The 11,060-nt window shown below is 62.2% G+C and carries 14 protein-coding genes; 11 read left to right on the forward strand and 3 right to left on the reverse strand.

The window, feature by feature from the left end; translation table 11 throughout:
* Positions 1-106: 106 nt before the first annotated feature.
* Genes PMI32_RS02900 through PMI32_RS02890 form a run of 3 tightly spaced genes read right to left on the reverse strand, consistent with a single transcriptional unit; the run spans position 107 to position 1,749 of the window.
* On the reverse strand, positions 107-364 hold the full coding sequence (locus PMI32_RS02900; RefSeq protein ID WP_008034406.1) for a cytochrome C oxidase subunit IV family protein: 258 nt from the start codon (positions 362-364) through the stop codon (positions 107-109).
* Between the two features lie 10 nt (positions 365-374).
* On the reverse strand, positions 375-962 hold the full coding sequence (locus PMI32_RS02895; RefSeq protein ID WP_008034407.1) for a cytochrome c oxidase subunit 3 family protein: 588 nt from the start codon (positions 960-962) through the stop codon (positions 375-377).
* Entirely contained in the window at positions 946-1,749 is an 804-nt protein-coding gene (locus PMI32_RS02890; protein WP_008034410.1) for a CbbQ/NirQ/NorQ/GpvN family protein, read from the reverse strand. Before PMI32_RS02890 ends, PMI32_RS02895 begins: the two co-directional genes overlap by 17 nt.
* 199 nt (positions 1,750-1,948) lie before the next feature.
* On the opposite strand from PMI32_RS02890, the gene nirS reads away from it, so the two are divergent.
* The 11 genes from nirS to PMI32_RS02835 are packed head-to-tail and all read left to right on the forward strand — an operon-like array spanning position 1,949 to position 10,958.
* Positions 1,949-3,631 (forward strand): nitrite reductase, encoded by a 1,683-nt coding sequence (gene nirS / locus PMI32_RS02885; RefSeq protein WP_008034412.1) that lies wholly within the window; start codon positions 1,949-1,951, stop codon positions 3,629-3,631.
* 24 nt (positions 3,632-3,655) lie between these two features.
* The gene (locus PMI32_RS02880; RefSeq protein ID WP_008034413.1) at positions 3,656-3,970 is read left to right on the forward strand and encodes a c-type cytochrome; all 315 of its coding nucleotides are present in this window, start codon (positions 3,656-3,658) and stop codon (positions 3,968-3,970) included.
* A gap of 16 nt (positions 3,971-3,986) precedes the next feature.
* Positions 3,987-4,313, forward strand: coding sequence for a c-type cytochrome (locus PMI32_RS02875; protein WP_008034414.1), 327 nt, complete (start codon positions 3,987-3,989; stop codon positions 4,311-4,313).
* Positions 4,310-5,488, forward strand: coding sequence for a cytochrome D1 domain-containing protein (locus PMI32_RS02870; protein ID WP_008034415.1), 1,179 nt, complete (start codon positions 4,310-4,312; stop codon positions 5,486-5,488). The genes PMI32_RS02875 and PMI32_RS02870 overlap by 4 nt, the downstream gene beginning before the upstream one ends.
* A gap of 1 nt (position 5,489) precedes the next feature.
* On the forward strand, positions 5,490-5,948 hold the full coding sequence (locus tag PMI32_RS02865; RefSeq protein WP_008034417.1) for an Lrp/AsnC family transcriptional regulator: 459 nt from the start codon (positions 5,490-5,492) through the stop codon (positions 5,946-5,948).
* Entirely contained in the window at positions 5,945-6,460 is a 516-nt protein-coding gene (gene ahbB / locus PMI32_RS02860; RefSeq protein WP_008034419.1) for a siroheme decarboxylase subunit beta, read from the forward strand. Before PMI32_RS02865 ends, ahbB (PMI32_RS02860) begins: the two co-directional genes overlap by 4 nt.
* Positions 6,453-6,896 (forward strand): Lrp/AsnC family transcriptional regulator, encoded by a 444-nt coding sequence (locus PMI32_RS02855; protein WP_008034421.1) that lies wholly within the window; start codon positions 6,453-6,455, stop codon positions 6,894-6,896. Before ahbB (PMI32_RS02860) ends, PMI32_RS02855 begins: the two co-directional genes overlap by 8 nt.
* Complete coding sequence (gene ahbB, locus PMI32_RS02850) at positions 6,871-7,374, forward strand: siroheme decarboxylase subunit beta (protein WP_008034423.1); 504 nt, start codon at positions 6,871-6,873, stop codon at positions 7,372-7,374. The genes PMI32_RS02855 and ahbB (PMI32_RS02850) overlap by 26 nt, the downstream gene beginning before the upstream one ends.
* 26 nt (positions 7,375-7,400) lie before the next feature.
* The gene (gene nirJ / locus PMI32_RS02845) at positions 7,401-8,579 is read left to right on the forward strand and encodes a heme d1 biosynthesis radical SAM protein NirJ (protein WP_008034426.1); all 1,179 of its coding nucleotides are present in this window, start codon (positions 7,401-7,403) and stop codon (positions 8,577-8,579) included.
* 52 nt (positions 8,580-8,631) lie between these two features.
* Positions 8,632-9,471 carry a uroporphyrinogen-III C-methyltransferase gene (gene cobA, locus PMI32_RS02840; protein WP_008034428.1) on the forward strand — a complete coding sequence of 280 codons (840 nt, stop codon included), beginning with the start codon at positions 8,632-8,634 and terminating at the stop codon, positions 9,469-9,471.
* Complete coding sequence (locus tag PMI32_RS02835; protein ID WP_008034430.1) at positions 9,468-10,958, forward strand: cytochrome D1 domain-containing protein; 1,491 nt, start codon at positions 9,468-9,470, stop codon at positions 10,956-10,958. The genes cobA and PMI32_RS02835 overlap by 4 nt, the downstream gene beginning before the upstream one ends.
* Positions 10,959-11,060 lie beyond the last annotated feature (102 nt).

Consider the following 11,060-nt stretch of genomic DNA (forward strand, 5'->3'; position numbering starts at 1 on the left):
CACCGAACGAAAGGGGCAAGAGCCCTTGGTTACTTGGGGCTCTTCCAAGTGACTCGCCGTAAGGGCGAAACCAATAGCCGCCATCACCACAGAAACGGATATGTACTCAATCAACCACCACCAACATCCCCCCCACAACCACCGCCAACACCAACGCCCAACTCACCAACAACCGACGCCACAATCGCGGCGCATGGCGCATTTCCATAAAGCCATCAGTAATCAACCAGGCCTTGACAACCGCCACCAGCAAAATGGCCACGGACAACAACCCTGTCGCGCCCGACTGCGCCAGCAACACAGTGCTTACGCTCAGCGTGGCCAGCGCTGCCCAGCAGACAAACAAAAACCTGGAAGCAGACATGAAAACCTCATCAACCCAGCACGTAAACCAGCGGAAACAACACCACCCAGATCAGATCAACCATGTGCCAATACAACACGCCGGATTCAAATCCGCTGCGATTACTGGCGTCGTACAACCCACGACGGCAACGCTCGGCCAGCCATCCGAGGATGAACATGCCAAGCAACACATGAAGAAAATGAAACCCGGTGAGGATCCAGTACAGCGTGAAAAACGTGTTGTGCTCCATGCCCAGCCCCGAGGCCAGCAAGTGTCGGTACTCGGTGACTTTCAACACCACATAGACACTGGCGACGAGCAACGCCGCCAACAACCAGACAGCGCCGTAGCGAGGCCGTGAGCGCCTGACTTGCGCCTGCGCCAGCGCCGCGAACAGCCCGGCGGTGAGCAGGCTCAGGGTCATCGCCAGACCGGTCGACGTGTTCAGCAACAGACGGCTTTCGCTGAACAGCTGCGGCTTGAGTGCCTGGGTCACGGCGAACACCAGAATCAGAATGGCAAACACCGACAGCTCGGCCAGAATGAAAAACCACATAGCCAGATCGCCCGGCAAATGCCTGGCCGCAACGCCGCCGGGTTCAACCGAAGTGGACATCAACCACGTCCATCAGCGCCGCAACGGTCAGCGGATCGTCGCTCAATGGTTCGGCCAGGCAGGCCATGCACGCCTCACGCGGGCTCATGCCGGCGCGGATCATTCGTGCGGTGAAAATCAGCAACCGCGTCGAAGCGACTTCCTCCAGATCATGCTGATCGAGCCGGCGTAGCGCCTGCCCCAGCCTGACCACTTGCGCTGCCAGCGCGCTGTCCACCTGGGCCTCGCGGGCAACAATGCGCTCCTCTTCGGCCACCGGCGGGTAATCGAAACGCATCGCCACGAAGCGTTGCCGGGTACTGGGTTTCATGCCTTTGAGCAGGTTCTGGTAACCGGGGTTGTAGGACACCACCAGCATGAAGGACGGCGGCGCCTGCAACACCTCGCCGGTGCGTTCCAGGAACAACTCGCGACGATCGTCAGCCAGTGGATGCAACACCACCACGGTGTCCTGGCGCGCCTCGACCACTTCGTCGAGATAACAGATGCCGCCTTCGCGCACCGCGCGGGTCAGCGGTCCGTCCTGCCACCAGGTGCCCTGGGCACCGATCAGATGGCGACCGATCAAGTCAGCCGCGCTCAGGTCGTCGTGGCACGCCACGGTGTACAGCGGCAGGTTCAACCGATGCGCCATGTGCTGGACGAAACGGGTCTTGCCGCAACCGGTCGGCCCCTTGATCAGCACCGGCATGCCGTGTTGCCAGGCCTGCTCGAACAGCGCCTCCTCATTGTTGAGCGGTTGGTAGAAGGGTTCGGCCTTGTGTTCGCCAGACGGGAGATGGTCCATGGGGCACCTGATTCAACAACAGAATTGAGGGACACGCTACGGACCCCTGCGACAACCTGGCAAGTGACATGGCCGACAAACTTGATCGCCGTCAAGCGGGCATTGGCCTGCTCGGGCATAGCCTTGCAGCGCACTAAGAACCTGCGTCCTGCGCTGTCGTTCCAGCGCATCGCAAAGGTCTTGCCTGAGGAGAAATGGAATGCTGATCAGCAATAGAAAAACGTTTGCTCTGACCGTCGCCACCCTGTGTTCGACACTGGCCTTTGCGGTGTCTCACGCAGCCAGAGCCAACGAGCCCGCCGCCACACCGCCCATGGTCAAAACCGCTGGCGCTCCCGATATGAGCCGGGCCGAGTTCGATTCATCCAAGGAAATCTACTTCCAGCGCTGCGCCGGCTGTCACGGCGTGCTGCGCAAAGGGGCGACCGGCAAGCCGCTGACCCCGGACATCACCCAGTCGCGCGGGCAACCGTTCCTGGAGGCCTTGATTACCTACGGTTCACCGGCAGGCATGCCGAACTGGGGGACGTCCAATGCCCTGACCAAGGAGCAAATCACGGCCATGGCCAAGTTCGTTCAGCACACGCCGCCGACACCACCGGAATGGGGCATGGCCGAGACGCTGAAAACCTGGAAGGTGCTGGTCAAACCCGAGGATCGTCCGAAAAAACAATTGAGCAAACTCGACCTGCCCAACCTGTTTTCGGTGACGTTGCGCGATGACGGCAAGATTGCCCTGATCGACGGCGACAGCAAGAAAATCGTCAAGCTGATCGAGACCGGTTATGCGGTGCACATCTCGCGGATCTCCGCCTCGGGCCGCTACTTGCTGGTGATTGGCCGCGACGCCCGGATCGACATGATCGACCTGTGGCCGGTGGAGCCGACCAAGGTCGCCGAAGTCAAAGTGGGCATCGAAGCGCGCTCGGTCGAGACCTCCAAGTTCAAGGGCTACGAGGACAAGTACACCATCGCCGGTTCCTATTGGCCGCCGCAGTTCACCATCATGGACGGCGAAACCCTGGAGCCGAAGCAGATCGTCTCGACACGCGGCATGACCGTCGACAAGCAGGAATATCACCCTGAGCCGAGGGTCGCGGCAATCATCGCGTCCCACGAATGGCCGGAGTTCATCGTCAACGTCAAGGAAACCGGCAAGGTCATGCTGGTCAATTACCAGGACATCAAGAACCCCACCGTCACCTCCATCGACGCCGCGCCGTTCCTGCATGACGGCGGTTGGGACAGCACGCACCGCTACTTCATGACCGCCGCCAACAACTCCAACAAAGTCGCCGTGATCGACTCCAAGGAGCGCAAGTTGACCGCGCTCGTGGACGTCGGCAAAACCCCGCACCCTGGGCGCGGCGCCAACTTCGACCACCCGACCTACGGGCCGGTCTGGGCCACCAGCCACCTGGGCGATGAAGGCATCTCGCTGATCGGTACCGACCCGGTCAAACACGCGCAATACGCCTGGAAACAGGTCGCCTCGATCAAGGGCCAGGGCGGCGGATCGCTGTTCATCAAGACCCACCCCAACTCCCGTCACCTGTACGTCGACACCACCCTCAACCCGGACGCAAAACTCAGTCAGTCGGTGGCGGTGTTCAACATCGACAAGCTCGACGCCGGCTACACCGTGCTGCCCATCGCCGAATACGCGGGCATCAAGCAAGGGGCGATGCGCGTCGTGCAACCGGAATACAACAAGGCCGGCGATGAAGTCTGGTTCTCCGTGTGGAGCGGCCAGGCCGACGAATCGGCGCTGGTGGTGATCGACGATAAAACCCTGAAGCTCAAGTCAGTCATCAAGGACAAACGACTGATCACACCCACCGGAAAGTTCAACGTCTACAACACCCAACACGACATCTATTGAGCTCCATCAATGCAAGGAAACACCATGAAAAATACTCTGCTTTCACTGTTCGCCCTGACCGCTGCGCTGAGCGTGCAACCGGCCATGGCCCAGGACGCGCTGGAGCTGTTCAAGAGCAAACCCTGCGCCGCCTGCCACTCCATCGACACCAAACTGGTCGGCCCGGCACTCAAGGATGTAGCGGCCAAGAATGCGGGCGTAGCCGGGGCCGCGGACACCCTGGCCAGTCATATCAAAAACGGCACACAGGGCAATTGGGGACCGATGCCGATGCCGGCAAACCCGGTCACGGATGAGGAAGCGAAGATGCTCGCGACCTGGGTCCTGACGCTCAAATAACCGCCTGGAGGGCGCCATGATGATTTTTCGAAAGGCTCTGGTTCTGGCGGCCCTCCTCCTCATTTGCGCAACCACGGTTGCCGCGCCCGACGCCCAGCGTCAGGCGCAACTCGAACACCTGCTGGCCCAGGACTGTGGCGCCTGCCATGGGCTGCACATGACCGGCGGCCTCGGCCCCGAACTGACCCGCAAAGCGCTGGCGGGCAAGTCCAGGGACAGCCTGATTGCCACCGTCACCCATGGCCGGCCCGGTACCGCGATGCCCGGTTGGGCCCCGCTGCTCAGCACCGCCGACATCCGTTGGCTGATCGATCTTCTTCTCCAGGGATATCCCGCACCATGATCCGTTCAATCCTGCTGTCAGCGGCGACCGGGCTGTTATTGTCCGCCTGCGCTCAGCCACCCTTGCGTGGCACCGGCGACTTGGGCGTGGTGGTGGAACGCGCCACTGGCAGCCTGCAAATCATCGAAAGCGACAACCGCACTTCGCTGGCCCGGCTCGAAGGGTTGGGCGACCTGTCCCACGCCTCGGTGGTGTTCTCCCGCGACCAGCGCTATGCCTATGTGTTCGGCCGCGACGGCGGTCTGAGCAAGATCGACCTGCTGACCCGACGCATCGATCACCGAGTGATCCAGGGCGGCAACAGCATCGGCGGCGCCATCAGTCAGGACGGCAAATTGATCGCCGTATCCAACTATGTGCCGGGCGGGGTCAAGGTCTTTGATGCACAGACCTTGCAACTGGTGGCCGACATTCCCGCTACCCCACTGGCCGATGGCAGCAAGCGTTCCCGCGTGGTCGGCCTGGTCGACGCGCCCGGCCAGCGTTTTGTGTTCAGCCTGTTCGACACCGGCGAGATCTGGACCCTGGATTTCAGCCAGGGCACCACCCCGCAGATCAACCGCTTCACCAATATCGGCGAACAACCCTACGACGCGCTGATCACCCCGGACGGGCGCTACTACATGGCCGGCCTGTTCGGTGAAGACGGCATGGCGCAACTCGACCTCTGGCATCCCGAGCGTGGGGTAAAGCGGGTGCTCGGTGATTACGGACGCGGCCAGGCAAAACTGCCGGTCTACAAAATGCCGCACCTTGAGGGCTGGGCCGTCGCCGACCATCAGGCCTTCGTCCCCGCTGTCGGTCGCCATCAAGTGTTGGTGATGGATTCGCGCACCTGGCAGCAGAGCGCCGTGATCCCCGTGGCCGGCCAACCGGTGTTCGTCACCTCGCGCCCGGACGGTCGGCAACTGTGGGTCAATTTCGCCTACCCGGACAATGATCGGGTCCAGGTGATCGACACCGAAACCCACGCCGTGGTCGCCGACCTGCGACCGGGCCCGGCGGTGCTGCACATGGAATTCACCGCGCGCGGCGATCAGCTGTGGCTGTCGTTACGCGACGGCAATCAGGTTCAGGTCTGGGACCCGTACAGCCTGAAACAGCTGAGCACCCTGCCGGCCACCGCGCCGAGCGGCATCTTCTTCAGCAGCCGCGCACAAAAAATGGGCTATTGAAATGGACCTCGACCTGCTTGCCTGCCAACTGATCGATCGCTTCCAGCATGGCATGCCGCTGTGCCCTGAACCTTATCTCGAAATGGCCCAGGTGTTGGGTTGCAGCGAGTCGCAAGTGATCGCCTGCCTGCAACGCCTGGAACTGGCCGGGGCCTTGTCGCGGATCGGCCCGGTGTTCGACCACAGCCGTGCCGGCGCCAGCACCCTCGCCGCCCTCGCCGTGCCCGCCGAACGCCTGCATCAGGTCGCCGAGCGCGTCAGCCAATACCCCGAGGTCAATCACAACTACGCGCGCGAGCATCACTACAACCTGTGGTTTGTGTTGACCGGGCCCGATCGCCAACACATCGAGCGCATTCTCGAAGAACTGGAGCGCGACACCGGCCTCACCCCGCTGGACCTGCCGATGTTGACCGCTTACCGCATCGACCTCGGCTTTGCCCTCGGAGAAAGCCGATGAAAGCGCCATTGAATCCCAAACAGGCACTGGCCCTGCGTCGGCACCTGGAAGGCGGGTTGCCGCTGGTCTCGCGTCCTTATCAGGCACTCGCCGAACGGATCAACGCCGAGGAAAACCAGGTGCTCGCGCAAATGCACCAGTGGCACGAACAAGGGTTGTTCCGCCGGGTTGGCCTGGTGCTCAACCATCGCGCGCTGGGCTTTACCGCCAACGCGATGCTGGTGCTGGACATTCCGGACGCGTTGATCGACGAAGTCGGCCAGCGCCTGGGGCGAGCGCCCGGCATTACCCTCTGCTATCAGCGGCCGCGACGCTTGCCTGACTGGCGATACAACTTGTTCTGCATGGTTCACGGTCGCCAACGCGATCAAGTCGCGGCGCACATTCAGGCGCTGCTCGAAGAACACCTGCTGAGCGACCTGCCCCACCAACTGCTGTTCAGCACCCACGCCTTCAAACAATGCGGCGGGCGCTTTGCGCCCTCATCAACAGGAGCCTCCGACCGTGGATGACCTCGACCGTCGACTGATCAACCGCTTGCAACTGGGCCTGCCGCTGGTGCGCCATCCCTGGAAAGTACTGGCCGCCGAACTGCAAAGCAGCAGCAGCGAACTGCTCGATCGGCTCCACGCACTGCTGGAAGACGGCGTGCTTACGCGCTTCGGCCCGATGTTCGACATTGAACGGCTGGGCGGTGCCTTCACGCTCGCGGCGCTGGCGGTGCCGGAAGAACGCTTCGAAGACGTCGCCGAGCAACTGCACGCCCTGCCGGAAGTGGCCCACAACTATCGACGCGAACACCCCTGGAACATGTGGTTTGTGCTCGGTTGCCCGACCGAACAAGGCATTGCCGAGACCCTGCAGCGCATTGAATCCCTGACCGGCTTGCCGCTGCTGAATCTGCCCAAAGAGGAGACCTACCATGTCGGTTTGTATTTCCCGGTCTGAAGACACCCTGGCCCATCGCCTGATCGAGCTGACCCAGACCGGCCTGCCCTTACTGGACGATCCTTGGGCCTGGCTCGCCGAGCAGCTGGACTTGAGCATCGAATCCACCCTGGACTTGCTCAAGCGTTTGCAGGCCGAGGGCGCCATCCGGCGCATCGCCGCCGTCCCCAACCACTATCGCCTGGGTTATCGCTACAACGGCATGACGGTCTGGGATGTGCGCGACGCCGACATGCCGCACCTCGGTGCGCTGATCGGTGCGCAGCCTTTCGTCAGCCATTGCTATCGACGCCCGCGCCGTGAGGACTGGCGCTACAACCTGTTTGCCATGGTGCACGGTCGCAGCAGCGAGGAAATCGACAGCTACCGCGAACACCTTCGCTACTTGCTGGGCGATGCCTGTGCCGCCGACGAGATGCTGGTGAGCAGCCGCATCCTGAAAAAAACCGGATTGCGCCTGCCACCCGCAACGCACTGAACGCGCGCCGACTCAAGGAGAGTTGCATGTTAAGGATCAGCCAATACCTGCGTGCGCTGGCCGGCCAGGCGCCCGCCCCCAGAACCAGCCCACCGGGCAGCAACCGGCCGCCCGTGGTGATCTGGAACCTGCTGCGGCGCTGCAACCTGACCTGCAAACACTGCTACGCAACCTCGGCCGACAGTGTCTTTCGCGATGAACTGGATACGCCCGCCGCACTGAGCGTGATCGATGATCTGCACGCTGCCGGAGTGAAGGTGCTCATCCTGTCCGGCGGTGAACCGCTGCTGCGTGATGATCTGTTTGTGCTCAGCGCCTACGCCCGCGCCAAGGGTTTCTTTGTTGCCTTGTCCACCAACGGCACGCTGATCGATGAGCACAACATCACGCAGATCCGTGCGGCGAATTTCGACTATGTCGGGATCAGCATCGATGGACTGGAAGCCACCCATGACGCCTTCCGCCAACTCAAGGGCAGTTTTGCCAGTTCCATGCGGGCGATCCGCCTTTGTCGCGAACAAGGTATTCGGGTCGGCCTGCGCACCACCCTGACCCAGGAAAACCATGCGCAGCTTCCCCAATTGCTGGCGCTGATGCGCGAGTACGACGTGCAAAAGTTTTACCTGTCGCACCTCAACTACAGCGGTCGCGGCAAACGCAGTCGCCAGCTCGACGCCCGGCAACAGATGAGCCGCGAGGCGATGACGCTGATTTTCGAACGCGCCTGGGAAGACATCGCGCAGGGTCGCGACAGCGATTTCGTCAGCGGCAACAACGATGCCGACGCGGTTCTGTTGCTGCAATGGGTGGGGCTGCATCTGCCCGAACATTACCCGCGCCTGGAACACATGCTGCGCGCCTGGGGCGGCAATGCCTCGGGCAGCGGCATCGCCAACATCGACAACACCGGCGAAGTGCACCCGGACACCTATTGGTGGCAGCACTCGGTGGGCAACGTGCGGCACACACCGTTTCGCACGCTGTGGCTGGACCAGCCGGACACCTTGTTGCAGCAGCTGCGGGCGCATCCGCGCGCCGTCGGCGGCCGCTGTGGCCAATGCCGCTGGCTGGACATCTGCAACGGCAACACCCGAACCCGCGCCTGGGCCGAAGGCGATCTGTGGGGGCAGGATCCCGGTTGCCACCTCAGCGATGAAGAAATCGGTGTGCCGCCCATCACGACAATCCCTTGCGTCATGCACTGAAGCATCCGCCTGGCAAGCCCCGGCCAACCTGATGAAGAACCAAGGACGTCCCATGTACCCATCGATTATTTTACCGGCCGCACTTGCGTCCCTGTTCAGACCGGGCGAAGTCGCCCTGGTCGGCGCGGGCCCCGGCGATCCACGCCTGCTGACCCTGCGCGCCTGGAGCCTGTTGATGCAGGCCGACGCCGTGGTTTACGACCGCCTGATCAGCCCCGACCTGCTGACGCTGATCCCCCTCACTTGCGCCCGGCATTACGTCGGCAAGGCCAGCGGCTGCCACAGCCTGCCCCAGGAACAAATCAACGAGCTGCTGGCCGACCTCGCCGAGCAAGGGCAACGCGTGGTCCGTCTCAAGGGTGGCGACCCATTCATCTTCGGTCGCGGCGCCGAGGAGTTGCAGTATCTGCTGCAGCGCAATATCGACTGCCAGGTGGTGCCGGGCATCACCGCCGCGTCCGGGTGCAGCGCTTACGCCGGCATCCCGCTGACGCACCGGGACCTGGTCAATTCCTGTCGATTCATCACCGGCCACTTGCAACACGATGGCGAGTTGAAACTGCCTTGGCGCGATCTGGCCGACAGCAGCCAGACCCTGGTGTTTTACATGGGCTTATCGAACCTCGGGGTTATCGCTAAGCACCTGATCGAGGCCGGGTTGTCGGCCGACACGCCGGCAGCGCTGGTCAGCAACGGCACGCGCCCTGAGCAGCACGTCGCCCGTGGTTTGCTGCACCAACTGCCGACGTTGGCGCTGGAGTGCCCGCCCGGTATCCCGACGCTGACGGTGATCGGCAAGGTAGTCGATCTGTTCGCCGCACAACCGATGGAATACCCGGCGCGCTTTTATCCTGTTCAGGCGTTGCAACGGCACGGCAAGGTGGCGCTATGAAGCGCGGGCTGCTGCTGCCGTTGTTATGGGTCAGTGCTGTCGCTGGCGCCGCTGATCCGGCACTTGAACACGCCGCGAACGACTACCGCCAGCATTGCCAAAGCTGCCATGGCGCCAACCGTTTCGGCGGTACCGGGCCGGCGTTGTTGCCAGAGAGTCTGAGCCGGATCAAACCCGATGAAATCCGCAGCGTGATCCAGAACGGCCGCCCCGCAAGCCAGATGGCCGGGTTTGCCAACGTGTTCAACCCGGCGCAGATCGACGCGCTGGTGAGCTACCTTCAGCAACCGCCCGCCACCGCGCCGACCTGGAGCAACGACGAGATTCGCGGCAGTCACTCGATGCTCGCCGACATCAGCAAGCTGCCCACCACGCCCCAGCATGGCGCCGATCCGCTGAACCTGTTCGTGGTGGTGGAAGCTGGCGATCACCACATCAACATCCTCGACGGCGATCGTTTCGAAGTGCTGGCGCGGTTTACCTCGCACTTTGCCGTGCATGGCGGGCCGAAGTTCTCGCCCGACGGGCGCTTCGTCTACGTCGCCTCGCGCGATGGCTGGGTCAGCCTGTACGACCTGCACAACCTGAAGCTGATCGCCGAGGTCCGCGCCGGGCTCAACACCCGGAACCTGGCGGTGAGCAAGGATGGTCGCTGGGTGTTGGTGGGTAACTATTTGCCGGGCAATCTTGTCGTGCTGGATGCCCGCGATCTGTCGCTGGTCAAGACCATTCCAGCCATCGGCCAGGACGGCACGGCGTCACGGGTCAGCGCGGTCTACACCGCGCCGCCACGGGACAGTTTCATCGTCGCGCTCAAGGACGTGAAGGAGGTCTGGGAACTGTCGAGCGCCGGGACTCCGGACTTCGAACCGCGACGGATCGAGGCTGAGGACATGCTCGACGACTTTTCCTTTTCACCGGACTACAAGCAGTTGCTGGCCACGTCGCGTAAGGCCAAAGGGGGTCAGGTGATCGACCTCGACAGTGGCAAGGTGGTCACCGACATTCCATTGCCGGGCATGCCGCACCTGGGGTCCGGGACCTATTGGAAACGCAACGGTCAGTGGGTGTTTGCCACGCCGAACATCAGCAAGGGGCTGATCTCGGTCATCGATTTCAAGACCTGGAAACTGATCAAGGAAATCCCGACGTTGGGGCCGGGGTTTTTCATGCGCAGTCACGTCAATTCGCGGTATGCCTGGACGGATGTGTTTTTCGGGCCGGACAACGATGCGATTCATTTGATCGACAAACAGACTCTGGAAATCGCTCGTACCTTGCGTCCGATGCCTGGCAAGACGGCAGCGCACGTCGAGTTCACTCGCGATGGTCGGCACTTGCTGCTGAGTATTTGGGCCACTGATGGGGCGATGATTGTTTATGACAGTGACACGCTTGAGGAGATCAAGCGTATCCCGATGAACAAGCCGTCGGGCAAGTACAACGTTGGCAACAAGATCGAGTTTGTGGAGGGGACTTCGCATTAGGGGTTGGGTGTATATCCGTTTTTTTGGTGATGGCGGCTGGGGGTTTCGCCCTTACGGCGAGTCACTTTGGAAAAGCCCCAAAGTAACCAAAGGGCTCTTGCC

The organism is Pseudomonas sp. GM60, assembly GCF_000282415.1.
Lineage (GTDB): Bacteria > Pseudomonadota > Gammaproteobacteria > Pseudomonadales > Pseudomonadaceae > Aquipseudomonas > Aquipseudomonas migulae.

Excerpts from the sequence above, each read along its gene's own strand:
- PMI32_RS02900 (WP_008034406.1), bottom strand. The coding sequence starts at position 364 with ATGTCTGCTTCCAGGTTTTTGTTTGTCTGCTGGGCAGCGCTGGCCACG.
- PMI32_RS02895 (WP_008034407.1), bottom strand. The coding sequence starts at position 962 with ATGTCCACTTCGGTTGAACCCGGCGGCGTTGCGGCCAGGCATTTGCCG.
- PMI32_RS02890 (WP_008034410.1), bottom strand. The coding sequence starts at position 1,749 with ATGGACCATCTCCCGTCTGGCGAACACAAGGCCGAACCCTTCTACCAA.
- nirS (WP_008034412.1), top strand. The coding sequence starts at position 1,949 with ATGCTGATCAGCAATAGAAAAACGTTTGCTCTGACCGTCGCCACCCTG.
- PMI32_RS02880 (WP_008034413.1), top strand. The coding sequence starts at position 3,656 with ATGAAAAATACTCTGCTTTCACTGTTCGCCCTGACCGCTGCGCTGAGC.
- PMI32_RS02875 (WP_008034414.1), top strand. The coding sequence starts at position 3,987 with ATGATGATTTTTCGAAAGGCTCTGGTTCTGGCGGCCCTCCTCCTCATT.
- PMI32_RS02870 (WP_008034415.1), top strand. The coding sequence starts at position 4,310 with ATGATCCGTTCAATCCTGCTGTCAGCGGCGACCGGGCTGTTATTGTCC.
- PMI32_RS02865 (WP_008034417.1), top strand. The coding sequence starts at position 5,490 with ATGGACCTCGACCTGCTTGCCTGCCAACTGATCGATCGCTTCCAGCAT.
- ahbB (WP_008034419.1), top strand. The coding sequence starts at position 5,945 with ATGAAAGCGCCATTGAATCCCAAACAGGCACTGGCCCTGCGTCGGCAC.
- ahbB (WP_008034423.1), top strand. The coding sequence starts at position 6,871 with ATGTCGGTTTGTATTTCCCGGTCTGAAGACACCCTGGCCCATCGCCTG.
- nirJ (WP_008034426.1), top strand. The coding sequence starts at position 7,401 with ATGTTAAGGATCAGCCAATACCTGCGTGCGCTGGCCGGCCAGGCGCCC.
- cobA (WP_008034428.1), top strand. The coding sequence starts at position 8,632 with ATGTACCCATCGATTATTTTACCGGCCGCACTTGCGTCCCTGTTCAGA.
- PMI32_RS02835 (WP_008034430.1), top strand. The coding sequence starts at position 9,468 with ATGAAGCGCGGGCTGCTGCTGCCGTTGTTATGGGTCAGTGCTGTCGCT.